The organism is Actinoplanes teichomyceticus ATCC 31121 (assembly GCF_003711105.1).
Lineage (GTDB): Bacteria > Actinomycetota > Actinomycetes > Mycobacteriales > Micromonosporaceae > Actinoplanes > Actinoplanes teichomyceticus.
On record NZ_CP023865.1, the window covers coordinates 7,522,718 to 7,544,303 of the forward strand.

Genomic DNA, 21,586 nt, shown 5'->3' on the forward strand with positions numbered 1-21,586 from the left:
GCACTCTGAGTGCAGAAAACTAGGAGGTAGTGCGATGGCGGATCAGGTGGCGATCGTGACCGGAGCCAGTCGCGGCATCGGATTCGCCGTCGCGCAACGCTTCGTCGCCCAGGGCGCGCGGGTGGCGATCACCGGGCGGGACGCGGACGCGCTGGCGGCCGCGGTGCGCGAGCTGGGCGGCCCGGACGTGGCCCTGGGGATCGCCGGCAAGGGCGACGACCCGGCACACCGGGCGGCCGTGATCGACGCGGTGGGCGAGCGGTTCGGGCCGGTCACCACGCTGGTCAACAACATCGGGATCAACCCGGCGTACGGGCCGCTGGCCACCCTGGACCTGAACGCCGCCCGCAAGATGGCCGAGGTCAACCTGATCGGCACGCTCGGCTGGGTGCAGGAGGCGCTGCGCGGCGGGCTGGCCGACGCCGGCGGCTCGATCGTGAACATCTCCTCGGTGTCCGGCGTGCGACCGGCGCCCGGCATCGCGTTCTACGGCACCACCAAGGCCGCGCTGATCCACCTCACCGAGGAGCTCGCCGTCGAGCTGGCGCCGAGGGTCCGAGTCAACGCGGTCGCGCCGGCCGTGGTCAAGACCCGCTTCGCCACCGCTCTGTACGAGGGGCGCGAGGAGCAGGTGGCGGCGACGTACCCGTTGCAGCGGCTCGGCACCACCGACGACGTGGCCGGCGCGGTGGCCTTCCTCTGCTCCGCCGACGCCGCCTGGATCACCGGCCAGACCATCGTCATCGACGGCGGGGTCACCCTCACCGGGGCGGTGCAGTGAAGCGGGTCGTGGTGACCGGCGCCGGCGGCGGGATCGGCGCGGCCCTGGCCCGGCGGTTCGCCGCGGACGGCGCCCGGGTGGTGGTCAACGACCTGAACGCCGACGCGGCCGCCGCGGTGGCCGGACAGATCGGCGGCGTCGCGGTCACCGGCGACGCGGCGTCCGAGTCCGACGTACGCCGCCTGGTCGCGACCGCCGAGGCCGAACTGGGCGGGATCGACCTGTTCTGCTCGAACGCCGGCGTGCTGACCGCCGGTGACGAGAACACCCCGGACGAGAGCTGGCAGCGCGACTTCGGGGTCAACGTGATGTCGCACGTGCACGTGACCCGCGCGCTGCTGCCGACGTGGCTGGACTCGGGCCGGCCGAAGCGGCTGCTGATCACGGTCAGCGCGGCCGGGCTGCTGACGCTGCTGGGCAGCGCGTCGTACTCGGTGACCAAGCACGCGGCGCTGGCCTACGCCGAGTGGCTGCGGGCGACGTACGCCCACCGGGGTCTGATCGTGCAGGCGCTCTGCCCGCAGGGGGTCCGCACCGACATGCTGACCGGCGGCGCCGCCCGCGGCAGCGGGAGCGCGGCGCTGCTCGCCGAGGGGGCGCTGGCCCCGGAGGCGGTGGCCGACCTGGTGGCCGAGTCGCTGACGGGCAACGGGTTCCTGATCCTGCCGCACCCGGAGGTGGCCGACTACTACCGCTTGCGCGCCACCGATCCGGACCGTTGGCTGGGTGGCATGAACAAGTTGCAGCGCGGCATCGAGGAGGGCGCGGCGTGATCGGGCGCGTGGGAAGCGGATCGCCGGTGGGCGCGGTGAAGGGCCTCGACCTGGAGCGGCTGCGGACCTACCTGGACAGTCCACCGCTGAGCGCGGCGATGTTCGCCGGCGGCCGGTCCAATCTGACGTACGCGGTCACCGACGGGACCAACCGCTGGGTGCTGCGCCGCCCGCCGCTCGGGCACGTGCTGCCCACCGCCCACGACATGGCCCGCGAGCACCGGGTCCTGGCGGCGCTGTCCCGGGCCGGTTTCCCGGTGCCCCGGCCGCTGCTGCTCTGCGCCGACACCGACGTGATCGGGGCGCCGTTCTACCTGATGGAACACGTCGACGGGACGATCTACCGGGACGCCGCGGAGCTGGCGAAGATCGATCTGCGCCGCCTGACGCTCACCCTGGTGGACACCCTGGCCGACCTGCACGCGCTGGCGCCGGAGGAGATCGGGCTGGGTGACTTCGGCCGGCCGGAGGGCTTCAACGCCCGCCAGGTGCGCCGCTGGAAACAGCAGCTGGACGCGTCGCGCAGCCGGGAGTTGTCCGGTATCGAGGAGTTGCACGCCCGGCTGGCCGCCGACATCCCGGCCGGCGGCCCGGGCGCGGTGGTGCACGGCGACTTCCGGCTGGACAACGTGCTGATCGGCCCCGACCTGGCGGTCAACGCGGTGCTGGACTGGGAGATGTCGACGCTCGGCGACCCGCTCAGCGACCTCGCCCTGATGCTGGTCTACGCCGGCCGCCCGTTGCTGGTGCGCGACGGCACGCCGGTCGCCCCGCTGGACCTGTCCGGCCACCCCGGGCTGGACGAGATGGCCGCCCGCTACGCCGCGCGCAGCGGCCGCGACGTCGGTGATCTGCACTGGTACGTGGGATTCGCCGCGTTCAAACTGGCCGTCATCCTGGAGGGCGTGCACTACCGCTTCACCAGGGGCCAGACCGTCGGCGCCGGCTTCGACACCGTGGGCGCGATGGTGCCCGAGCTGATCGAGCAGGGCCATCGAGCGCTGGAAGGACACTGATGGACTTCGAGTTCGACGCGAGGACCGAGGACTACCGCAAGCGGCTGCTCGCCTTCATGGACGAGCACGTGTACCCGGCCGAGGCGGAGTTCCATGCCGGGGGCGACGGCTGGGAGCCCCCGGCCGTACTGAAAGAACTGCAGGCCCGGGCGAAGGACGCCGGCCTCTGGAACCTCTTCCTCCCGGGCGAGCACGGCGCCGGGCTGACCAACCTGCAGTACGCGCCGCTCGCCGAGATCACCGGGCGCAGCCCGGCGATCGCCCCGGCGGCGCTCAACTGTGCCGCGCCGGACACCGGCAACATGGAGGTGCTGGCCGAGTTCGGCACTCCCGAGCAGCGGGAGCGGTGGCTCAAGCCGCTGCTCGACGGCAGCATCCGCTCCGCCTTCGCGATGACCGAGCCGCAGGTGGCCTCCTCGGACGCCACCAACATCGGCACCCGGATCGAACGGGACGGCGACGAGTACGTCATCAACGGCCGCAAGTTCTACATCACCGGCGCGATGAACCCGAACTGCCGGATCTTCATCGTGATGGGCAAGACCGACCCGGACGCGGACCGGCACGTGCAGCAGAGCCAGGTGCTGGTGCCGCGCGACACCCCGGGGCTGACCGTCAAGCGGGGCATGACCGTTTTCGGCTACACCGACGGCGACCACGGCGGCCACGCCGAACTTGTCTTCGAGAACGTCCGGGTGCCGGTGGGCAATCTGATCGGCGTGGAGGGCGGCGGCTTCGCGATCTCCCAGGCGCGGCTCGGCCCGGGCCGCATCCACCACTGCATGCGGCTGATCGGCATGGCCGAGCGCGGTCTGGAGCTGATGTGCACCCGGGCGCTGGGCCGCATGCCGTTCGGCAAGCCGCTCGCCGAGCAGGGCGTGATCCAGGACTGGATCGCCGAGTCCCGGGTCCGGATCGAGCAGGCCCGGCTGCTGGTGCTCAAGGCCGCCTGGCTGATGGACACGGTCGGCAACCGGGGCGCGCACACCGAGATCCAGGCCATCAAGATCGTGGTGCCGTCCGCCGTGGAGTGGATCCTGGACAAGGCGATCCAGGCGCACGGCGCGGCCGGGGTCAGCCAGGACACGCCGCTGGCCGCGCTCTGGACGGCGGCGCGCACACTGCGGCTGGCCGACGGCCCGGACGAGGTGCACAAGCGGTCGCTGGCGCGCCGCGAGCTGAGCCGTCACCGGAGCCGTCCGTGACCACACCGCCACGCGTGGACGGCCGCACCGCCCGGTCCGAGCGGACCCGCAACGCGATCGTCGACGCCCACCTCCAGCTGATCGCCGACGGCGACCTGCGCCCCACCGCGGACCGGATCGCCAAGCTGGCCGGCGTCTCGCTGCGCGCGCTGTGGAGCCACTTCGCCGACATGGAGGCGCTGATGGCGGCCAGTGGGCAGCGGGTGCTGGCGCAGCGCGACGCGTCGTACCGGCCGATCCCGCCGGACCTCCCGCTGCCGGAGCGGATCGAGCGGTTCTGCGCGCAGCGGGCCCGCCTGCTGGAGGAGATCGGGCCGGCGGCGCGGGCGTCCGCCCTGAAGGAGCCGTTCTCCGACGCGCTGCAGCGCTACCGGCGACTCCACGTCGCCCGGGTACGGGACGAGCTGACCAGCACCTTCGGCGAGGAGATCGGGTCGGACGAGGACCTGCTGAACGCGCTGACCGCGATCAGCCTGTGGCCGGCCTGGTCGACCTGGCGCGAGGCGATGGACCTGCCGGTGGAGGCGGCGCAGGCCGCCCTGGCACGCGGCGTGCACGCCCTGCTGCACGGCTCGGACTGAGCCCGCCGGGCGCGGCGGCGGACCACGCCGGTCCGCCGCCGTGCCCGGTCAGAGCTGGACCACCGAGCGGGCCCCCTCGCCGCGGGCCATCCGCTCGAAGGCGGCCGGCACGTCGGCCAGCCGGATCCGGTCGGTGATCAGGTGGTCCAGCGACAGCCGGCCGTCGAGCACCTCGCGGGCCAGGGCCGGCACCTCCAGGTCCGGGTCGGCCTGGCCGTACACCGACGCCCGCAGCGTGCGCGCCGACGAGAAGACGTCCAGCGCGCCGATCTGCACCATGTCGTCGGCCGCGCCCATCCCCACCACGGTGACCTGGCCGCCGCGCCGGGTGGCCCGCCACGCCGCGCGGATCGTCGACGCCCGGCCGACGCACTCGACGGCGTGGTCCGCGCCGCGCCCGCCGGTGCGTTCCCGCACGTCCCTGGAGAGCGCGTCGGAGGACACCACGAACTCGGTCGCGCCGGCCGCCTCGGCCAGCCCCTTCTTCGCCTCGCTGACGTCCACCGCGATGACCTGCCCGGCGCCGGCCGCCCGGGCCGCCGCGACCACCGACAACCCGACCCCGCCGAGACCGATCACCAGCACCGACTCGCCCGGCTGCACCCTGGCGGTGTTGCGCACCGCGCCCGAGCCGGTCAGCACCGCGCAGCCGAGCAGCGCGGCCAGGGCGAAGTCGAGTTCCCGGGGGACCACGATGACCGCGCTCTCCGGCGCCACGACCTGCTCGGCGAAGGCGCCCAGCCCGAGACACACGTGCACCGGGGCGCCGTCCAGGGTCATGCCGTTCTCCAGCGCGGCCACCCCGGACGAGGTGGCGCACAGCCACGGCTGCCCGTGCTCGCAGAACCAGCACGAGCGGCACGGCGGCTGCCAGTTGAGCACCACGTGGTCGCCGACCGCGGCCCGGGTGACGTGCTCGCCGACCTCGACCACCTCACCGGCGGCCTCGTGCCCGAGCACCAGGGGGTGCGGCGGCCGTAGCGTCCCGTTGACCATCGACAGGTCGGAGTGGCAGACACCGGCCGCCCGGATCCGGACCCGCACCTGGCCGGGACCGACCTCGGGCAGGCGCAGTTGCTCGACGCCGGCCGGGACACCGGCCGAGCGGACCACCAGAGCGGGAATGTAGTGGCTCATCGCTGGATCGCCTTCACCTGCTGGAACTCCTCCAGACCGTACCGGCCCAGCTCGCGGCCCACGCCCGACTGCTTGTATCCGCCGAACGGCGCTAACGGGTTGAACGGGCCGCCGTTCACGTCGACCGCGCCGGTGCGCAGGCGCCGGGCCACCGCGAGGGCGTGCTCGGCGCCGCCCCAGACCGCGCCGGCCAGGCCGTACCTGGAGTTGTTGGCGATCGCCACGGCCTCGTCGTCGGAGTCGAACGGGATGATCGACAGCACCGGCCCGAAGACCTCCTCCTGGGCGATCTCGCTGTCCGGGTCGACGTCGGCCAGCACGGTGGGCGCGACGAAGTGGCCGGTCGGCGGCACCGGCGCGTCGAGCCCGCCGGCGACCGGGCGGGCGCCGGCGCGCTCCAGGAAGCCGCGGACCCGTTCCCGCTGGCCGGCGGAGACCAGCGGGCCGAGCCGGGTGGCCGGGTCGAACGGGTCGCCCGTCGGATAGCCGGCCGCGGTCTTGGCGGCCAGCGCGACCGCCTCGTCGTAGTGGCTGCGGTGCACCAGCATCCGGGTCCACGCGGTGCAGGTCTGGCCGGAGTTGAGGAACGCGTTGCCGACCCCCACCTTGACCGCCTTCACCACGTCGGCGTCCGAGAGGATCACGTTCGCCGACTTGCCGCCCAGCTCCAGGGAGACCTTGGCGATGCGGTCGGCGGCGGCGTGCGCGATCGCCCGGCCGGTCGCGGTGGACCCGGTGAACGAGATCATGTCGACGTCCGGGTGGCTCGCGATCGCCGCGCCCACCACCGGGCCGGTCCCGGTGACCAGGTTCAGCACGCCGGCCGGCAGGCCCGCCTCGTCGGCGGCGTCGATCAGCAGGTACGCCACCAGCGGGGTGAGCTCGCTGGGCTTGAGCACCACCGTGCACCCGGCCGCCAGCGCCGCCCCCACCTTGGCCACCACCTGGTGCAGCGGGTAGTTCCACGGGGTGATCGCGCCGACCACGCCGGCCGCCTCCCGGGCGATCAGCGAGTTGCCGATCGTCTCCTCCTCGACCGGCTGGGCGGCCAGGTCGGCGTACCCGCGAAGCACCGTGAGCGGCAGCCCGGCCTGCACCGCCTGGGCGACCTTGAGCGGACAGCCCAGTTCGAGCCCGACGGTGCGGGCGATCTCGCCGGAGCGCGCGGAGAGCGCCCGGTGCAGCCGGTCCAGGGCGGCGCCGCGCTCGGCCGCCGGAGCGCCGGCCCAGCCGTCGAAGGCCTGCCGGGCGGCGGAGACCGCGAGGTTCACGTCCTCGGCGGTCCCGGCCGGCACGTGCCCGATCACCCGCTCGGTGTACGGGTTCTCCACCTCGATCCGGTCGCTCGACTCGGGCGGCACCCACGCGCCCCCGAGGTAGAGCTTGTCGCGGAATTCCGACGTCATCGGCGTACCCCTTGGTCGTAGTGGTCGGACAGGCCGGCGATGAGCACGTCCAGCCCCAGTTCGAAGGCGCCCTCGTCGACCGCGGCGCGGTGGGCCGCCAGTTCGTGGGCGCGGTGCAGGTGCGGGTAGCGGTCGTAGAGCTCCGGGTCGTCGGCGAAGCCGAGCGCGAACGAGCCGAGCGCGGATCCGGTGATCAGGTAGCGCATCAGCGCGCCGATGTGGGTGGCCCGCGACCGCGACCAGCCGGCGTCGATCAGCGCGCCGTAGACCGCCTCGGCCATGGCCAGCCCGTGCGGGCGCCGGCCCGGACCGGTGGCCAGCACCGGGACGATGTTCGGGTGGGCGGCGAGCACCGCGTGGTACGACCTGGCCCACAGCCGCAGCCCCTCGCGCCAGTCGCAGTCGGCGAACACCCCGATGTCCACCTGCGCGACCACCGCCTCGGCGACCGCGTCGACGATCTCCGCCTTGGTGGCGAAGTGGTTGTACAGCGACGGGCCCTGCACGCCGAGCTCGGTGGCGAGCCGGCGCATCGACAACGCCTCCAGCCCTTCCGCGTCGATGAGGGCGGAGGCGGCCTCGACGATGCGCTCGCGGGTGAGCAGCGCCTGCCGGGGCCTGGCCATCTCGGAAACTCCCTGGGAATCGGAAATCAACACTGGACGCGCAAAAACTTACGCCGCTAGTTTATGCGCAAGCTGCGACGTACATCACTTCGCGAGCCGCGGAGCGAGGCGCAACAGACGCAGGACGATCGGAGGGCACCCAGCATGACGACTCTGTCCCTGGCCACCGTTCTCGCCGAGAGCGCACGGCGCCACCCGGAGACGGTCGCGGTGATCGACGCGGGCGCCCGGATCACCTATCACCAGCTGTGGGAGCAGACCCGGGCGTACGCGGCGGGCCTGCGTGAGCTGGGCATCGGGCCGGACGACACGGTGGCCGTGATGATCCCGAACGTCGCCGACTTCCCGCGGGTCTACTACGCCGCGCTGGCCGTGGGCGCCCGGGTGGTGCCGGTCTCCCTGCTGCTCACCCCGGAGGAGGTCGCCTACGTGCTGGCCGACAGCGGCGCCCGCCTGCTGGTCACCCACTCGGCGATGCTGCAGGTGGGCGCGGCCGCGGCACGGATCTCCGGGACCCCGCTGGTCAACGTCGGGCCGCTGCCGGCCGATCTGCCCAGCTCGCCGGACCGCCTGGAGGAGGTGTCCGCCCGGGTGCCCGCGCTGCCCACCTACGTGACCCGCGAGGCCGAGGACGTCGCGGTGATCCTCTACACCAGCGGCACCACCGGCAAGCCGAAGGGCGCCCTGCTCACCCACCTCAACCTCGTCATGAACGCCGCGGTCAACGTGTTCGACGTGCACCCGCTCACCCGCGAGGACGTGGTGCTCGGCTGCCTGCCGCTGTTCCACACCTTCGGCCAGACGGTCGGGATGAACGCCACGTTCCGGCTGGGCGGCACGCTGGTGCTGCTGCCGCGGTTCTCCGGCGAGGCGGCGATCGAGCTGATGCTGCGGGAGAACGTGACCATCTTCCACGGCGTGCCGACGATGTACATCGGCCTGCTGGAGGCCGCTGCCAAGGCGGAGCGGCTGCCCCGGCTCAAGCTGTGCGTGTCCGGCGGGGCGTCGCTGCCGGTGGCGGTGCTGGAGCGCTTCGCCGAGGCGTTCGGCTCGCACATCTGGGAGGGGTACGGCCTGTCCGAGACGTCCCCGACGGCGACCACGAACCAGCCGGCGTTCGGCGCCCGGGCGGGCACCGTCGGCCACCCGATCTGGGGCGTCGAGGTGGAGATCGCCCGTCCGGAGGTGCCGGAGCGGATCGAGTTCCTGCCCACCGGCGAGCTGGGCGAGATCGTGATCCGCGGGCACAACGTCTTCGCCGGCTACCTGAACCGGCCGGAGGCGACCGCGGAGGCCGTCGTCGACGGCTGGTTCCGCACCGGCGACCTGGGGGTCAAGGACGCCGAGGGCTTCATCAGCATCGTCGACCGGACCAAGGATCTGATCATCCGGAGCGGCTTCAACGTGTACCCGCGCGAGGTGGAGGAGGTCATCGCCCGGCACCCGGCGATCCAGCAGGTCGCGGTGATCGGGGTGGCCGACGCGACGCACGGCGAGGAGATCTGCGCGGTGGTGGTGCCCGGCGACAGCCCGCTGACCGAACAGGAGCTGATCGACTGGTCCCGGGAGCGCCTGGGCAAGCACAAGTACCCGCGTCAGGTCCGGTTCGCCGAGTCGCTCCCGCTCGGGCCCAGCATGAAGGTGCTCAAGCGGGAGCTGCGCAAGCAGTACTCAGGTCAGTAGCCGTCGGAGCTCCGCGACGATCGGGACGTCCGCGGGCAACCACGGGACGCTGTCCAACTGGTCCACGGCCAGCCAGCGCAGGGCGGAGTGCTCCAGCGCCTGCGGGACGCCGCCGTCGAGCACCTCGACGGCGTAGACCCGCAGCACGGCCCGGCCGTGGGCCAGCGGCACGTCCGGGCCGACCCGCGACCCGACCTCGACCGTGATGCCGAGCTCCTCGGCGCACTCCCGGGCCAGCGCCTGCTGCTCGGTCTCCCCCGGCTCCACCTTGCCCCCGGGGAACTCCCACTTGCCGGCCGCCTCCGGCGGGGCGCTGCGCTGGCAGGCGAGCACCCGCCCACCCGCGGTGATCACCGCCGCGACAATCACCCTGGGTGATGGCGGCGCCTTGACGTACTGTTCCGACGGCATGAGATCCAAGATCGCACAAAAGTTCACCGATCAGGTTGCCCGAGCCGCCCCGATCGTCACGCAAACACGGATATGTGGGCGTGGACACGGCTGTCCCGACGGACGACACTGTGCGTACCGACCATGACGACACGGCGACAGTTCGGCCACAAGCCGGCAACGACGCTTTGGGGGGTGCGGCCATGCGGGCTAGAAAACGCCGGAACAACACCGGCTCCGACTATCTGAACGACGCCCTCGCGCTGTTGAGCGGCTGGACCCGCGACGGCGTGCAACTGCGCCGTGATCTCGCCTGCGACGACAGCCAGCACGCCGCGCTGACCGAACGGATCAAGGTGGCCGCGGACACGCTGTCGATCCGGCCGAGCATCCGGCGCGTCGACGGCCACACGCAGATCTGCCTGGGTGATCGGGACGGCGAGGCCATCACCGACGGTGACGTAACGCTCGCGGCGCGCATCGAGGATTTCTACCGCACCGTGGTCCAGACCCCGTAGGGCCCGCGACTACGCTGCGCCGCATGACTGACGTCGCATACGACAACAAGGGCCAGCTCGAACAGATCCAGAGCGGCCTGCTCGACGGAGAGACGATCATCGCCGTGTACGACGCGATCGGCGCCGGCACCGGGTTCATCGGCCTGACCGACCGGCGGATCATCATCCAGGACCGGTCCTTCGTCGGAAAGAAATTCGCCATCACCAGCATCCCCTACTCCAAGGTGAGCTCGGTGAGCGTGGTCAGCAACAAGAGCTGGGCCGGCCAGTTCTTCTCCAGCGGCGAAATCGCGATCACCGTCGGCACGCACGTCTACGAGATCGAGTTCCGCGGCTCGGACAAGGCCCACCACGTGCACCAGGTCATCCTGAGCCACGCCGCCTGACGGCTCACCGCCCGCCGACCGCCTGGGTCAGATCCCACACGTAACGGCGGCCGGCGGGTTTCTCGTCGCGCCAGATCACCTCCCACCGGCCGGACGGATCCTGCACCGGCTCGCTGAGCGCGCCGTACCCCTGCCGCTCCTTGACGCTCGGCGGCTGATCGTTCTGGGGGAACGCGAAGGTCACCACGAAGCGGGTGAACGCCGACGGCGTGCCGCTCGCGGTCGGCAGCCGGTCCTCCCAGATCAGCTGGTCCCAGCCGCGCTCGCGCAGCGGGCGCCACAGCCCCAGCGGCCGGTACTCGACCTGCCACTCGGTCGGCGTGGTCATCGCCGGGTCGAAGATCATCCAGACGCGCAGCAGCCGGGTCTGCTCCAGCGGCAGCGCGGTGATCGTGCCGGTGGTCTGCCGGCGCGCCTTGAACGCGATCTCGTCGAGCCGGGCGATCCGGTCGTCGTCGGTCGGGATGATCGGCCGCATGGTCCGGTGGGTGACCAGCGGCTCCGGGGTGGTGACCCGCTTCTCGACGATCCGGTCGCTGTCGTCGTCGTCGCCGACCGTCACGATCACCTCCAGGGTCTCCTGGAAGAGCGGCTTCTCCCGGTCGCTGATCCGCTGGATGGCGTCCAGGTAGTGCTGGTGCCCGGCCCGTTGCAGGGCGAGCGCCTTGGTGGCCTCCTGCAGTTCGGTGCGCAGCTGGCGGATCTTCAGGACGAAGGCGATCTGCCAGAACCGGATGACGAAGTAGAGCAGGCAGGCGAGGAAGGACGCGGTCAACGTCCACTGCGCCGCCCGGTCCGGGATCTCGACCAGCTGCGCGACGCCGGAGGCCAGCCCGATGAGCACGACCAGGACGTTCAGGGTGCCCCTGAACACGGTCTGATACTTGGACGGCGTCGCTGGCATTCTCCCCATGATGCCGAGCGATCCTTACCGGACAAATCCCATCGAAGAGTGACGTGACCCGATCCGGGACCCCTGTTCGGCCTGGCTTTGCGAGCCGTTCGGTGGACGTCACATGCCACTTCGGCCACCGCGCTGGCGGTTACCAACTAGTAACCGTTGCTGGGCGAAATCCGCTCACCGCATGCTACGGGAGTTCACCGCAATCGATCGGTGCCCCCTTGACCCCCGGAGGAGATGCCGGTGCTGGCTCACGTGCAGAAGCCGCTGGCCCCAAGACCCGGCCACGACAGGCTCGGCGGTGATCTCGATCCGGCTCCCGCGGGCGGCGGGGAGGGGGGTCAGCCGCACCGGCTCGCGATGCTCCTCGGCGCCAACACGGTCCTCGCGTTGGCGCTGATGCTGTCCGCGGTGCTGGTCGTGCTGGCGACCGCCGCGCTGCACTGACCCCCGGTCGCGCCGTCAGCGGAAGCTGCCGCCCTCGCCACCACGGGTGCGGGGCCGCTTCGCCATCGTCTTGCCGGTCCGATCGGACATCGCTCTCCTCGACAAACGTTCCCTGGCGCCACCGCCCGGCGGTGGCGCGCCGCCTGACTGCGGGTGACTCCGCAGACTCAAACGGAGTCGATCGCGGTGCGGTTGTGGTCCGCCGGAGAGTCTAGCCGGACAAGATGTTCAGTTCGGATATTCCGGGAGAACCCGGGTTGGCAGCGCGGTCTCGGTCACGCTGCCGTCGGCGGCGCGCCGGAGCTCGTACCCCTGTGGCCCCTCGCGGTCCGCGACCACCTCCACCAGGGACGTGCCGCGGTACACCAGCCCCGCGCCGTCGTCGGTGGCGAAGCCGTCCGGCAGCGTGCCGTCGCCGATCAGCTCGTGCATCTTCGGCCGGCGCTGCTCCTCGGCGTCGTAGTGCACCCCGTTGCTGTACGGCAGCCAGCCCAGTCCGTCGGTGAACCCGCGCAGCCGGAGCCCGAAGCTGTCCGTGCTGCCGCCGGCGTGCCAGCAGATCGAGCCCGCCGAGACGCCGCTCATCACCACGCCGGCCTGCCACGCCTCGTGCAGGATCTCGTCCAGACCGTGCACCCGCCACACCGCGCACAGGTTCGCCACGCTGCCACCGTCCACCCAGATCACGTCCTGGGCCAGCAGGTGCGAGCGGATGTCGTCGACGTTCGGCATCGGGAACAGCTGCAGGTGCGACATGGTGAACCGGGTCCCGGCGAAGGCCGAGTAGAACGCCCCGATCCGGCTGTCGGGGTCACCGGTCGCCTGGGTCAGCACACAGATCTTCGGCGCGGCGCCGGCGTTGGCCAATTCGGCCGCGAAGTGGTGGATCCGGCCGGGCCGGATGTCGAAGTTGCCCCGCCGGCCGCGCTGGAACCCGGCGCTGGTGGCGAGGATCGTGGGAGTTTCCGCCGTCATCGCAACATCATCGCGCAGGCCTCGGTCGTCTCCAGCACAAGATCCGCGGCGATGTCGATGGCCAGCGTGAGCCGCACCGGATCGTTGCCGACCGCGGCGAACGCGGCGTCCACCCGCTCGGCGAACTTCGCCGGCGCGCCGGGCAGCCGCCCGGCCGCGGCCACCGCGCCCTTCTCGTTGATCAGGTACTGGCCGGCCGCGCCGTGCAGCGCGTGCGCGCAGACCCCGGCCAGCCGGAACAGGCACCCGGCGACATAGCCGGTGTCGCATCGGGACACCCCCTTGCGGGCCAGGCCGACCAGGAAGTCGGCCTCCCACAGGCCGGCGACCAGCGCCTCGGCCAACGGTCGCGGATAGACCACGACGCGGCGTCGCAGCGCGGCCAGCTCGCCGGTCGGATCGGCGAGGATGCGACCCAGGGCCAGTTCCCCCGGGTACGCGAAATCCGGGACCCCGAGCGGGTGACCGGCCTGGGTGTGGAACTCGTACCGCCCCTGCTCCGCGTCCGCCCAGCACCGGTGCACCCGGTCCAGGTCCCGGTAGATCCAGTCCACCGGGTGGTCGCCGATCCGCAGCCACCCGCCGCCGTCCACCCACGGCCCCCACTCGCCGGGGGCGGTGACCCGGGCCTGCTCGCCGGCCACCTCGACCGCCAGCTCGCCGAGCCGGCCGGTGTCGAACGGCGCCCGGTAGTACACCCCGAGGTCGGTGTCGGACTCGGGGGTGTGCGCCTGCCGGGCCCGGCTGCCGCCCAGCACCACGCCGACCACCCCGGCCACGGTGGTCAGGCGCTCGGCCATCCCGGTCAGCTCGGCATCGGTGAGAGCCATGCCGCCACCCTATGCCCGCCGGCCGCCCGATTCAGCACTCGGTGGCCGGTTCCCGTCGTACGTCGGCCGGCGCCTCCGGATCGATCACGTCGAGATCCGTACCGGCGGCCGCGTCGCGCTCGGCACCGGCGGCCGCGTCGCGCTCGGCACCGGCGGCCGCGTCGCGCTCGGCACCGGTCTCCGGCGCCGGCGGCGCGGATGCGTCGGCGACCGGCCGGTCCGGCTCGGCCGGGCACGCGGTCCGGCCCAGCGGGACGCAGAGATCCAGCGCGCTGACGCACCGCGGCTCCCGGTGCACGCCGAAGACCACCACCCGCTCCTCCGGCTGCCGGGTGACCGTGGTGTCCAGCACCCGGCGGTCGCTGGGCTTGCCGTCGATCAGGGTGACCAGGTAGCGGACCGTCTCCTCGCCCGGCACGCCCGGGGCCTGCACCTTCCGGATGCCGCGCGGCAGGCTGTGGTCGCGGATCACCCGGGTCTCGAACGGGATGGGCCGGGTCTCCACATCGGTCCGGGTGGTGACCACCGGCCGCGCGGCGGCGGAGCTCTTCGCGGCGGTCTCGCGCCGCCTCGGCGCCGCGGAACGCGGTTGCCGTGATCCGGTGCGGTCGGCCGGGTCCTCGGCCCGGGCACGGCTGAGCTCGGCGCCGGTCGCCGCGGCGGTCCGTGCCGGCTTGGCGACCGGCGGCGGGGCCGGGCGCACCGGCACGTGCACCCGCCGCCGCGGCGGCGGGGCGGCCGCGGCCGCCTCCCGGCTGACGATCTCCGGACTCTCCTCCAGGCGCGCGGCGCCCGGGTCGGCGGCCAGGGCCTGCTCGACGGCCGGCTGACCGCCCTCGTCCCCGGCCAGCATCGCTGCGCCGGCCGCACCACCACCGAGGACCACCAGCAGCGCGCTGATGCCGGCGGCCATGCGGACACCGAACGGCAGGCGGGCCCACCAAGACTTTCGTGGCATTTGAAGCAGTTGCTGCCATGAGTCACTAGTTGTCTGGTTTTGCACCAAAGCATTGTGACTCTCCGAGAGCGGAAGGCAAGTGTCCCCCGGTCCCCCGAAATGCTGACCGGCGCCGCCCGTAACCGTGCCGGCGCGTTCCCTTCGCGGGGAGACAGCGCCGTCCCGCCCGGGCGCGCCCGGTCACCGGCCCGGCGAACGACCGGTCACGGGTGTGCGCACCGGCCGTACGATCACAGACATGCCACCAGCCCCCGGCCCTCTCGACCCCCTGAGCCCGGAGGAGGAGGCGGTGATGCGCGCGCTCGGCCGGTTCCTCCTCGTCATTCCACGCGCCCTGGACGCCGACCTGATGCGCGAGCAACGCATGTCAGCCAGCGAATACTCCGTGCTGCGCCACCTCTCCGAGGCCCCGGACCACCGGATGCGGATGAGCGAGCTCGCCGCCGCCTGCGACATGTCGCTCAGCGGCATGACCCGGCTCGCGGCGAAACTGGAGTCCCTGGGACACCTCGAACGCATCCGCTGCGAGGAGGACGCCCGCGGGGCCAACGCGGTGCTCACCGACCGCGGCCTGGAGCGGCTGCGGGAGGCCTGGCCGACACATCTGGCCAGCGTGCGGCGGCACATCTTCGACCACCTGGGCGAGCTGGACCTGGACCGGCTGGCGGCGGCGTTCTCCGCGATGGCCACCGACGTCTGACCGGGCGCCTCAGCGGTCCCGCAGGTCACGCTCGAAGCAGCGGGAGATCGTCGAACCCCGGTACACGCCGTAGAGCGGGATCTCGCGGTAGCCCTCCCGCCGGTAGAACCGGATCGCCTCGGGCTGCTCGGAGCCGGTCTCCAGGCGCAGCGTCGTCCACCCCCGACGCACCGCCGCGTCCTCCAGGGCGCGCAGGATCGCGGTGGCCACCCCGGAGCCGCGGTGCCCGGGCGCCACGTACATCCGCTTGATCTCCGCGCTGTGGTCGGTGAGACGCCGCAGGGCTCCGCAACCGATCGCCGGGGCGCTTCCCGGCCGCGCGCCGCCGGCGGATGCGGCGCGCCCGGATCCGCCGGCGGCGCCGGCCGGGACGGCGTCTGCCGGGACGGCGGCGGGCGGGACGGCGTCTGCCGGGTCGGCGGCGGGCGGCTCGGCGACGGCCGGGTCGGCGACGGCCGGGTCGGCGACGGCCGGAGCTTCTCCACAAGCGACCAGGAAGAGGTCGATGTCGGACGCGGACGGCGGGCCGCCCGGCTCGTGGTCGTCACAGCCGTAGCGGGCGTCCAGTTCGGCCCGCTGCGCCCGGCGCAGGGCGGCGCCGGCCGGGTCGCTCCAGGACCGTTCCTCGATCGTCCAGGTCATGGCACCCACCCATCGCCGCGAAGTCATAACAAGCGTTACGGTAACATCCGTTACGAAAAGGGGGTGCGACCCGTGTCACGATGGTCCGACCGGTCCGCGCAGGCCGAGACGCTGTCCCGGGCGGTCTGGGACGTGCTGGCCACGCAGGGCCTGGAGCGCCTCACCGTGCGAAGCGTCGCGGCCGCCGCCGGCTGCACCACCGGCCTGGTCATGCACCGTTTCCCGAACCGGCGCGCGCTCCTGCTGCACGCCCGGCAGCTGCTGCACGAGACCACCCGGGCCCGGGTCGAGGCGCTGGAGGCCGCCGCCGCGAACCCGCGGGCCGCGCTGCGGGCCGTCCTGCTGCAGGGCATGGCGACGGACGAGCGGACCCGGCAGGAGTCGATCGTCTGGATGGGCTTCCTGGCGGCCGCGTTTTCCGACGGCGAGCTGATCGCCGAACATCGCCGGAACAACCACGCCTGGCGTACCCGGGTGGAACGCCTCACCGCCGCCGCCGCGCCGGACTGGCCCGCCGCGCGGGTCGCCTCCGCGGCGCTGGCGCTGATCGCCATGGCCGAGGGCGCCGCCGCCTTCGCCGCGGCCGATCCGGCCGCCTTCCCGGCGGCGCGGCAGGCGGAGATGTTGGACGCCGCACTGACCGCTTTCGGTCTCCTCGACCGTACGACGTAGCCGCCCCGCCCCGGTCGGCGGCGGCGCGCTCAGCGCAGCGCCGGGAAGATCACCCCCGCGACCACGGCGCCGGCCAGCGCGCCGGCCACCACCTGCGCCGGGGTGTGCGCGGTCAGCCGCACCCGGGCCCACCCGCCGAGCAGCACCAGCGGCGCCCCGAGCAGCGCCGCCGGCCCGTAGATCGCGGTCAGCGTCGCCAGGGTTCCGGCGGCCACCCCCGCGTGGATCGACATCTTCCACCACCGCGTGACCAGCGCGAAGATCACCAACCCGACGCCGCCCGCGGCCAGCAGCGCCAGCACCTCGCGCGGTGCGCCGAGCAGCACCAGCACGACCAGCCCGGCGGCGAGCGACCCCAGCCCGAACAGCAGCGGCACCCGCCGGTCGGCCCGATCCGGGATGTGATGGTCGGTCAGGCGTCCGGTCCGTACCCCGTGCAGCACGTACCCCAGCGGAATGACCGCCGCGAACACCGCCCCGGGCAGGCCCCACCAGCGCGAGACGCCCGGCGTCTCGCCGGCGTGCCAGCCCACGACCATCAGCAGCGCCGCCACCAGCACCGCCGGTGCGAGCACCTCGGAAATGATGCGGGCGATGCGGTCGCCCACGGCCGGCCCGGCGTTGATCACGCCCCATTCTGGCAAACCGGTCACCGGCGATCCGGCTCGACGACCGGAACCGCCCGGAGCCCGGGCTTCCCACGCCGTTCCCGGCCGATCTGGAGATCGGCCGGTGCCGGGTCGCAGCGGCTGAGCCGGATCCCTCCGGGTCGGCGCACCTTCGGGAGGTTCGGGAACCGGAACTTCCCTCGCCGCTGAAAGACCTGCGGGGCCGGCCGAAGCATGCTCCGGGGCCAGCCAGCCGATGAGGGATCACCTCCGAAGCGGCGGCCGGAGTAGAGCTCGGCCGCCGCACCCTGTCCTCTACCAGGGAGCACCGATAGCCATGCAACCCACCATCGGGGAGACCATCGCGCAGATCCGGCGGGCCCGGCCGTTGACTCAGGAGCAGCTGGCCGAACGCGCCGACATCAGCGTCGAGACCATCCGCGAACTGGAGCAGGGCACGTCCGGCGGCCAGCCCCGGATGTCGACCCTGAACACCATCGCCCGGGCACTGGGGGTGCCGACCTCGCGCCTGCTCGGCAACGCCGCGCACCCGGGCTGGCACGCGTCCTGGCTCGCCGCGAACTACGCCCGGGGGGTGGGAACGACCCGCCGGGTTCGCCGCCTGGCGGCCCGGCTGGTCCCTGCCCGGCGCCGATGATCTGCGTCGGCTGCCCGAGGACGGGGTGGCCAGGGTGCCGTGCGTGTTCGGTCCGAGTATCGCCGAGCTGACGGCGCGGATCGCCGCGATCGAGGCGCGCCATGCCGATGCGGAGGCCGAGTCGGAGAGGTCCCGGGCGTCGATCCGGCGGGGGATCAGGTAGGCCGATCGCCGGGGGCCGCACCCGCAAGGGTGCGGACCAGCGGCCCCCGAGAAGCGGCCCGACCAGGGCTGATGACGCTGAACTACACGTTGAAGCGGAACTCGACGACGTCGCCGTCCTTCATGACGTAGTCCTTGCCCTCCATGCGGACCTTGCCGGCGGCCTTCGCCGCCGCCATGGAGCCGGCCGCCATCAGGTCGTCGAAGCTGACGATCTCCGCCTTGATGAAGCCGCGCTGGAAGTCCGAGTGGATGACACCGGCGGCCTCGGGGGCGGTCGCGCCGACCGGGATGACCCAGGCGCGGGCCTCCTTCGGGCCGGCGGTCAGGTACGTCTGCAGGCCCAGCGTCTCGAAGCCGACCCGGATCAGCCGGTTCAGGCCCGGCTCGGACTGGCCGGTGGACTGCAGCAGCTCCAGAGCCTCGTCCTCGTCCAGCTCGATCAGCTCGGACTCGATCTTCGCGTCCATGAACACGGCCTCGGCCGGGGCGACCAGGGCACGCAGCTCGTCCAGGAACGCCTCGTTACCCAGCTCCGCCTCGTCGACGTTGAAGACGTACAGGAAAGGCTTGGTGGTCAGCAGGTGCAGCTCGCCCAGCAGCGACAGGTCGATGCCGGCGGAGGCGGCCCCCTGGTACAGCGTCACCCCGTCGTTGAGCAGCTTGAACGCGGCCTCGGCCGCGGCCACCGCGGCCGCCTTCTCCTTCTTGAGCTTCGCTTCCTTCTGCAGGCGCGGCAGCGCCTTCTCCACCGTCTGCAGGTCCGCCAGGATCAGCTCGGTGTTGATCGTCTCGATGTCGTCGGCGGGCGACACCTTGCCGTCGACGTGCAGCACGTTCGGGTCGGAGAACGCCCGGACCACCTGGCAGATCGCCGACGCGTCACGGATGTTCGCGAGGAACGCGTTACCCCGGCCCTGGCCCTTGGAAGCGCCCCGGACCAGGCCGGCGATGTCGACGAAGCTGACCGGCGCGGGCAGGATCTTCTCGCTGCCGAACAGCTCGGCGAGCTTCCCCAGCCGCTCGTCGGGCAGCCCGACCACGCCGACGTTGGGCTCGATCGTCGCGAACGGGTAGTTCGCGGCGAGCACGTCGTTCTTGGTCAGGGCGTTGAACAGGGTGCTCTTGCCGACGTTGGGCAGGCCGACGATTCCGATGGTGAGGCTCACGGAACGCCAGTCTACGGGCTGTCCACCGCCGGTCCGGCGGCCGCCGGTGCACGCCGCCGGCCGCCGGGTGGGGCCCGGCCGGCGCACAGGCCACGCCGATGTCCGAAACCCGCCAGCCGACGGGCGCCGGATGAGCGCAGACTCGACGGCATGGAACTGGACTTCGAGCGGTGCTACCGGGCGGTGGACAGCCGTGACCAGCGGTTCGACGGCTGTTTCTACACGGCCGTACGCACCACCGGGATCTACTGCCGCCCGTCCTGCCCGGCCGTCACGCCGAAACGCGAGAACGTCACGTTCTATCCGAGCGCGGCCGCCGCCCAGCGTGGCGGCTTCCGAGCCTGCCGCCGGTGCCGTCCGGACGCGGCGCCCGGCTCACCGGAGTGGGACGCCCGGGCCGACACCGTCGGGCGGGCGATGCGGCTGATCGGCGACGGTGTCGTCGACCGGGAAGGCGTCACCGGGCTGGCGAGCCGGCTCGGATACACCGAACGGCACCTCAACCGGATGCTGACCGCGGAACTCGGCGCGGGGCCGCTGGCGCTCGCCCGGGCCCAGCGGGCGCAGGCCGCCAGGATCCTCGTGGAGACCACCGATCTCGGACTGGCGGAGATCGCGTTCGCCGCCGGATTCGGCAGCGTGCGGCAGTTCAACGACACGATGCTCGAGGTGTACGCGCAGGCCCCGGGAAAGTTGCGGGAGACGCGGCCGGTGATCCGGGGCGAGGCCGGGGTGATCAACCTGCGGCTGGCGTACCGGGCGCCGCTGCACGTCGGCTCGCTGCTCGAGTTCCTCGGGGCGCGGACCCTTCCCGGGGTCGACGAGCTGGACGGCGACACGTACCGGCGGGGGTTGGTCCTGCCACACGGCGGCGGGAGCGTGGCGCTGCGGCCGGCCGAACGGTGGGTGCACGCCACCCTGCGGCTCAGTGATGTCCGGGATCTCGCGCCGGCGGTGGCGCGGTGCCGGCGGCTGCTGGATCTGGACGCCGACCCGGCCGCGGTGGACGGGACGCTCGGTGCGGATCCGGCGCTGGAGGCGGTGGTCCGGGCCGAGCCCGGGGTCCGGGTGCCGCGGGCGGTGGACGGGTTCGAGATGGCGGTTCGCGCCGTGGTGGGGCAGCAGGTGAGTGTCGCCGGGGCGCGGACGACGCTGGGGCGGTTGATCCGGGTGGCCGGGGTGCGGGTGGCCGGTGGGAGCGGCGGTGAGGGAGCGGAGGACGGCGCCGGGGCGGCGGGTCCGGTGGGGGGAATCGGCCCTTCGGGCCCCGCCCCCGCCCCCGCTCACCAACTCACCGGCTTTCCGGCCGCCGCCGTCGTCGCCGAGCTTCCGGACGCCGCCTTCGGCATGCCGGCCGCCCGCCGCGACACCATCCGCGCCGTGGCCGCCGCCGTCGCCGACGGCAAGCTGGACCTGGAGCCCGGCGCGGACCGCGCCGAGACCACCGCCCGCCTGCTCGACATTCCCGGCATCGGCCCGTGGACGGCCGGTTACGTCGCGATGCGCGCGACCGGCGACCCGGACGTCTTCCTCGCCACCGATCTGGCCGCCCGCCGGGGCGCGGCCGCGCTGGGCCTGCCGGACTCGGCGAAGGCGCTCGCCGCGCACGCCGAACGCTGGCGCCCCTGGCGTTCGTATGCGCTGGTCCGTCTCTGGCGATCGGCCTGACCCGACGCTACCGCGGGACCGGCCCGGGATCCGCTTGTCCACAGACGGGCCCGGTCCACAGACGATGCCCCCGGCCGACGCCGGTCGGTCAGGCTGGAACCCCCGAAACAAGGAGTTGATCGGCATGTTGCGTCACTCGACGATGGACACTCCCGCCGGCCCGTTCACCCTGGTCGTCGCGGATTCCGGGGCGGTGCGCGCGTCCGGTTTCACCACCGACGTGCCGGAGCTGATCCGGCTGGTCCACCCGTCGCTGGTGGAGCCGGCCGAGGCGGCCGACGATGTCGGCCCGGCGCAGGCCGCGGTGCGGGCGTATTTCGACGGTGACCTGCTCGCCCTGGACTCGGTGGCGGTGCAGCAGCGCACCGGCGGCGTGTTCCTGGCCCATGCCTGGCAGGTGATGCGTGAGATCAAGCCGGGCGACCCGGTGACCTATTCGCGCTATGCCGAGCTCGCGGGGCGGCCCACGGCGATCCGGGCGGCCGCCGCGGCGTGCGCACGCAACGCGGTGGCCCTGATCGTGCCGTGTCACCGGGTGCTGCGGACGGACGGGTCGCTGGGCGGCTACCGGTGGGGTCTGCCGGTGAAGTCGTGGTTGCTGGAGCACGAGTCGGCCCGGTGACGCCACGCCCGGCGGGTCCCCGGGTCGTCCACGGCGGCGAGGACGTCCGGCCGGGGCATCGCGGGCCCGGCG

General features: G+C 73.0%; 25 protein-coding genes. 14 read left to right on the plus strand and 11 right to left on the minus strand.

The features are described 5' to 3' along the window. The first annotated feature begins 34 nt into the window (after positions 1–34). The 5 genes from ACTEI_RS33015 to ACTEI_RS33035 are packed head-to-tail and all read left to right on the plus strand — an operon-like array spanning position 35 to position 4,356. A complete protein-coding gene (locus ACTEI_RS33015; RefSeq protein WP_122981214.1) occupies positions 35–781 on the plus strand; it encodes an SDR family oxidoreductase in 747 nt (248 codons plus the stop codon). Beyond that, positions 778–1,554: an SDR family oxidoreductase gene (locus ACTEI_RS33020; RefSeq protein ID WP_122981215.1), complete on the plus strand. Its 777-nt coding sequence runs from the start codon at positions 778–780 to the stop codon at positions 1,552–1,554. Before ACTEI_RS33015 ends, ACTEI_RS33020 begins: the two co-directional genes overlap by 4 nt. Before the next feature lie 8 nt (positions 1,555–1,562). Beyond that, a complete protein-coding gene (locus tag ACTEI_RS33025) occupies positions 1,563–2,570 on the plus strand; it encodes a phosphotransferase family protein (RefSeq protein WP_425321049.1) in 1,008 nt (335 codons plus the stop codon). Continuing rightward, positions 2,570–3,775 carry an acyl-CoA dehydrogenase family protein gene (locus ACTEI_RS33030; RefSeq protein ID WP_122981216.1) on the plus strand — a complete coding sequence of 402 codons (1,206 nt, stop codon included), beginning with the start codon at positions 2,570–2,572 and terminating at the stop codon, positions 3,773–3,775. Before ACTEI_RS33025 ends, ACTEI_RS33030 begins: the two co-directional genes overlap by 1 nt. Beyond that, positions 3,772–4,356, plus strand: coding sequence for a TetR/AcrR family transcriptional regulator (locus ACTEI_RS33035; RefSeq protein ID WP_122981217.1), 585 nt, complete (start codon positions 3,772–3,774; stop codon positions 4,354–4,356). Before ACTEI_RS33030 ends, ACTEI_RS33035 begins: the two co-directional genes overlap by 4 nt. Positions 4,357–4,404: 48 nt before the next feature. On the opposite strand, the gene ACTEI_RS33040 is transcribed toward ACTEI_RS33035, so the two are convergent. The 3 genes from ACTEI_RS33040 to ACTEI_RS33050 are packed head-to-tail and all read right to left on the minus strand — an operon-like array spanning position 4,405 to position 7,525. Then, positions 4,405–5,493: an alcohol dehydrogenase catalytic domain-containing protein gene (locus ACTEI_RS33040; RefSeq protein ID WP_122981218.1), complete on the minus strand. Its 1,089-nt coding sequence runs from the start codon at positions 5,491–5,493 to the stop codon at positions 4,405–4,407. Beyond that, positions 5,490–6,899 carry an aldehyde dehydrogenase family protein gene (locus ACTEI_RS33045; RefSeq protein ID WP_122981219.1) on the minus strand — a complete coding sequence of 470 codons (1,410 nt, stop codon included), beginning with the start codon at positions 6,897–6,899 and terminating at the stop codon, positions 5,490–5,492. The genes ACTEI_RS33040 and ACTEI_RS33045 overlap by 4 nt, the downstream gene beginning before the upstream one ends. After that, entirely contained in the window at positions 6,896–7,525 is a 630-nt protein-coding gene (locus ACTEI_RS33050; protein ID WP_122981220.1) for a TetR/AcrR family transcriptional regulator, read from the minus strand. The genes ACTEI_RS33045 and ACTEI_RS33050 overlap by 4 nt, the downstream gene beginning before the upstream one ends. A gap of 144 nt (positions 7,526–7,669) precedes the next feature. Between ACTEI_RS33050 and ACTEI_RS33055 the strand changes: the two genes are divergently transcribed. Further along, entirely contained in the window at positions 7,670–9,208 is a 1,539-nt protein-coding gene (locus tag ACTEI_RS33055; protein ID WP_122981221.1) for a long-chain-fatty-acid--CoA ligase, read from the plus strand. Here the strand turns inward: ACTEI_RS33055 and ACTEI_RS33060 are convergent. Beyond that, positions 9,197–9,619 (minus strand): (deoxy)nucleoside triphosphate pyrophosphohydrolase, encoded by a 423-nt coding sequence (locus ACTEI_RS33060; protein WP_164466218.1) that lies wholly within the window; start codon positions 9,617–9,619, stop codon positions 9,197–9,199. The two genes, ACTEI_RS33055 and ACTEI_RS33060, sit on opposite strands and share 12 nt — an antisense overlap. 182 nt (positions 9,620–9,801) lie before the next feature. On the opposite strand from ACTEI_RS33060, the gene ACTEI_RS33065 reads away from it, so the two are divergent. Together ACTEI_RS33065 and ACTEI_RS33070 are read left to right on the plus strand one after the other, a co-directional pair. Continuing rightward, positions 9,802–10,116: a 4a-hydroxytetrahydrobiopterin dehydratase gene (locus ACTEI_RS33065; RefSeq protein WP_122981223.1), complete on the plus strand. Its 315-nt coding sequence runs from the start codon at positions 9,802–9,804 to the stop codon at positions 10,114–10,116. A gap of 23 nt (positions 10,117–10,139) precedes the next feature. Then, on the plus strand, positions 10,140–10,502 hold the full coding sequence (locus ACTEI_RS33070) for a PH domain-containing protein (RefSeq protein WP_122981224.1): 363 nt from the start codon (positions 10,140–10,142) through the stop codon (positions 10,500–10,502). Positions 10,503–10,506: 4 nt separating this feature from the next. Here ACTEI_RS33070 and ACTEI_RS33075 read toward each other — a convergent pair whose 3' ends face one another. Then, positions 10,507–11,406, minus strand: coding sequence for a hypothetical protein (locus tag ACTEI_RS33075; protein WP_122981225.1), 900 nt, complete (start codon positions 11,404–11,406; stop codon positions 10,507–10,509). Between the two features lie 234 nt (positions 11,407–11,640). Between ACTEI_RS33075 and ACTEI_RS33080 the strand changes: the two genes are divergently transcribed. Beyond that, positions 11,641–11,850, plus strand: coding sequence for a hypothetical protein (locus ACTEI_RS33080; protein ID WP_372443191.1), 210 nt, complete (start codon positions 11,641–11,643; stop codon positions 11,848–11,850). A gap of 228 nt (positions 11,851–12,078) precedes the next feature. On the opposite strand, the gene ACTEI_RS33085 is transcribed toward ACTEI_RS33080, so the two are convergent. From ACTEI_RS33085 to ACTEI_RS33095, 3 genes are read right to left on the minus strand one after another with little or no spacing between them, the layout of a single operon-like run. Further along, positions 12,079–12,825, minus strand: a complete 747-nt coding sequence (locus ACTEI_RS33085) for a Type 1 glutamine amidotransferase-like domain-containing protein (RefSeq protein WP_122981226.1) — start codon at positions 12,823–12,825, stop codon at positions 12,079–12,081. Beyond that, positions 12,822–13,655: a nucleotidyltransferase domain-containing protein gene (locus tag ACTEI_RS33090; RefSeq protein ID WP_122981227.1), complete on the minus strand. Its 834-nt coding sequence runs from the start codon at positions 13,653–13,655 to the stop codon at positions 12,822–12,824. Before ACTEI_RS33090 ends, ACTEI_RS33085 begins: the two co-directional genes overlap by 4 nt. 31 nt (positions 13,656–13,686) lie before the next feature. Then, complete coding sequence (locus tag ACTEI_RS33095) at positions 13,687–14,613, minus strand: G5 domain-containing protein (RefSeq protein ID WP_145830760.1); 927 nt, start codon at positions 14,611–14,613, stop codon at positions 13,687–13,689. 238 nt (positions 14,614–14,851) lie between these two features. Here ACTEI_RS33095 and ACTEI_RS33100 point away from each other — a divergent pair, with 238 nt between their 5' ends. Next, positions 14,852–15,313, plus strand: a complete 462-nt coding sequence (locus tag ACTEI_RS33100; RefSeq protein ID WP_239082139.1) for a MarR family winged helix-turn-helix transcriptional regulator — start codon at positions 14,852–14,854, stop codon at positions 15,311–15,313. A gap of 9 nt (positions 15,314–15,322) precedes the next feature. On the opposite strand, the gene ACTEI_RS39480 is transcribed toward ACTEI_RS33100, so the two are convergent. Next, complete coding sequence (locus ACTEI_RS39480; RefSeq protein ID WP_372443192.1) at positions 15,323–15,955, minus strand: GNAT family N-acetyltransferase; 633 nt, start codon at positions 15,953–15,955, stop codon at positions 15,323–15,325. A gap of 72 nt (positions 15,956–16,027) precedes the next feature. Here ACTEI_RS39480 and ACTEI_RS33115 point away from each other — a divergent pair, with 72 nt between their 5' ends. Next, positions 16,028–16,627 (plus strand): TetR family transcriptional regulator C-terminal domain-containing protein, encoded by a 600-nt coding sequence (locus ACTEI_RS33115; protein ID WP_122981230.1) that lies wholly within the window; start codon positions 16,028–16,030, stop codon positions 16,625–16,627. Between the two features lie 29 nt (positions 16,628–16,656). On the opposite strand, the gene ACTEI_RS33120 is transcribed toward ACTEI_RS33115, so the two are convergent. Further along, positions 16,657–17,280, minus strand: a complete 624-nt coding sequence (locus ACTEI_RS33120) for a phosphoesterase PA-phosphatase (protein WP_239082140.1) — start codon at positions 17,278–17,280, stop codon at positions 16,657–16,659. A 292-nt stretch (positions 17,281–17,572) separates the two neighbouring features. Between ACTEI_RS33120 and ACTEI_RS33125 the strand changes: the two genes are divergently transcribed. Next, a complete protein-coding gene (locus ACTEI_RS33125) occupies positions 17,573–17,893 on the plus strand; it encodes a helix-turn-helix domain-containing protein (protein ID WP_122981232.1) in 321 nt (106 codons plus the stop codon). A 245-nt stretch (positions 17,894–18,138) separates the two neighbouring features. On the opposite strand, the gene ychF is transcribed toward ACTEI_RS33125, so the two are convergent. Further along, entirely contained in the window at positions 18,139–19,224 is a 1,086-nt protein-coding gene (gene ychF, locus ACTEI_RS33130; protein WP_122981233.1) for a redox-regulated ATPase YchF, read from the minus strand. A gap of 150 nt (positions 19,225–19,374) precedes the next feature. Here ychF and ACTEI_RS33135 point away from each other — a divergent pair, with 150 nt between their 5' ends. Together ACTEI_RS33135 and ACTEI_RS33140 are read left to right on the plus strand one after the other, a co-directional pair. After that, on the plus strand, positions 19,375–20,892 hold the full coding sequence (locus ACTEI_RS33135; protein ID WP_122981234.1) for a DNA-3-methyladenine glycosylase 2 family protein: 1,518 nt from the start codon (positions 19,375–19,377) through the stop codon (positions 20,890–20,892). A gap of 124 nt (positions 20,893–21,016) precedes the next feature. Beyond that, positions 21,017–21,514 (plus strand): methylated-DNA--[protein]-cysteine S-methyltransferase, encoded by a 498-nt coding sequence (locus tag ACTEI_RS33140; RefSeq protein ID WP_122982570.1) that lies wholly within the window; start codon positions 21,017–21,019, stop codon positions 21,512–21,514. Positions 21,515–21,586 lie beyond the last annotated feature (72 nt).

Bases quoted from the DNA above. Each gene is read 5' to 3' on its own strand.
- ACTEI_RS33015 (WP_122981214.1), top strand. From the start codon at position 35: ATGGCGGATCAGGTGGCGATCGTGACCGGAGCCAGTCGCGGCATCGGA.
- ACTEI_RS33030 (WP_122981216.1), top strand. From the start codon at position 2,570: ATGGACTTCGAGTTCGACGCGAGGACCGAGGACTACCGCAAGCGGCTG.
- ACTEI_RS33040 (WP_122981218.1), bottom strand. From the start codon at position 5,493: ATGAGCCACTACATTCCCGCTCTGGTGGTCCGCTCGGCCGGTGTCCCG.
- ACTEI_RS33045 (WP_122981219.1), bottom strand. From the start codon at position 6,899: ATGACGTCGGAATTCCGCGACAAGCTCTACCTCGGGGGCGCGTGGGTG.
- ACTEI_RS33050 (WP_122981220.1), bottom strand. From the start codon at position 7,525: ATGGCCAGGCCCCGGCAGGCGCTGCTCACCCGCGAGCGCATCGTCGAG.
- ACTEI_RS33055 (WP_122981221.1), top strand. From the start codon at position 7,670: ATGACGACTCTGTCCCTGGCCACCGTTCTCGCCGAGAGCGCACGGCGC.
- ACTEI_RS33060 (WP_164466218.1), bottom strand. From the start codon at position 9,619: ATGCCGTCGGAACAGTACGTCAAGGCGCCGCCATCACCCAGGGTGATT.
- ACTEI_RS33065 (WP_122981223.1), top strand. From the start codon at position 9,802: ATGCGGGCTAGAAAACGCCGGAACAACACCGGCTCCGACTATCTGAAC.
- ACTEI_RS33070 (WP_122981224.1), top strand. From the start codon at position 10,140: ATGACTGACGTCGCATACGACAACAAGGGCCAGCTCGAACAGATCCAG.
- ACTEI_RS33075 (WP_122981225.1), bottom strand. From the start codon at position 11,406: ATGCCAGCGACGCCGTCCAAGTATCAGACCGTGTTCAGGGGCACCCTG.
- ACTEI_RS33080 (WP_372443191.1), top strand. From the start codon at position 11,641: ATGCCGGTGCTGGCTCACGTGCAGAAGCCGCTGGCCCCAAGACCCGGC.
- ACTEI_RS33085 (WP_122981226.1), bottom strand. From the start codon at position 12,825: ATGACGGCGGAAACTCCCACGATCCTCGCCACCAGCGCCGGGTTCCAG.
- ACTEI_RS33090 (WP_122981227.1), bottom strand. From the start codon at position 13,655: ATGGCTCTCACCGATGCCGAGCTGACCGGGATGGCCGAGCGCCTGACC.
- ACTEI_RS33095 (WP_145830760.1), bottom strand. From the start codon at position 14,613: ATGCCACGAAAGTCTTGGTGGGCCCGCCTGCCGTTCGGTGTCCGCATG.
- ACTEI_RS33100 (WP_239082139.1), top strand. From the start codon at position 14,852: ATGCCACCAGCCCCCGGCCCTCTCGACCCCCTGAGCCCGGAGGAGGAG.
- ACTEI_RS39480 (WP_372443192.1), bottom strand. From the start codon at position 15,955: ATGACCTGGACGATCGAGGAACGGTCCTGGAGCGACCCGGCCGGCGCC.
- ACTEI_RS33125 (WP_122981232.1), top strand. From the start codon at position 17,573: ATGCAACCCACCATCGGGGAGACCATCGCGCAGATCCGGCGGGCCCGG.
- ACTEI_RS33135 (WP_122981234.1), top strand. From the start codon at position 19,375: ATGGAACTGGACTTCGAGCGGTGCTACCGGGCGGTGGACAGCCGTGAC.
- ACTEI_RS33140 (WP_122982570.1), top strand. From the start codon at position 21,017: ATGTTGCGTCACTCGACGATGGACACTCCCGCCGGCCCGTTCACCCTG.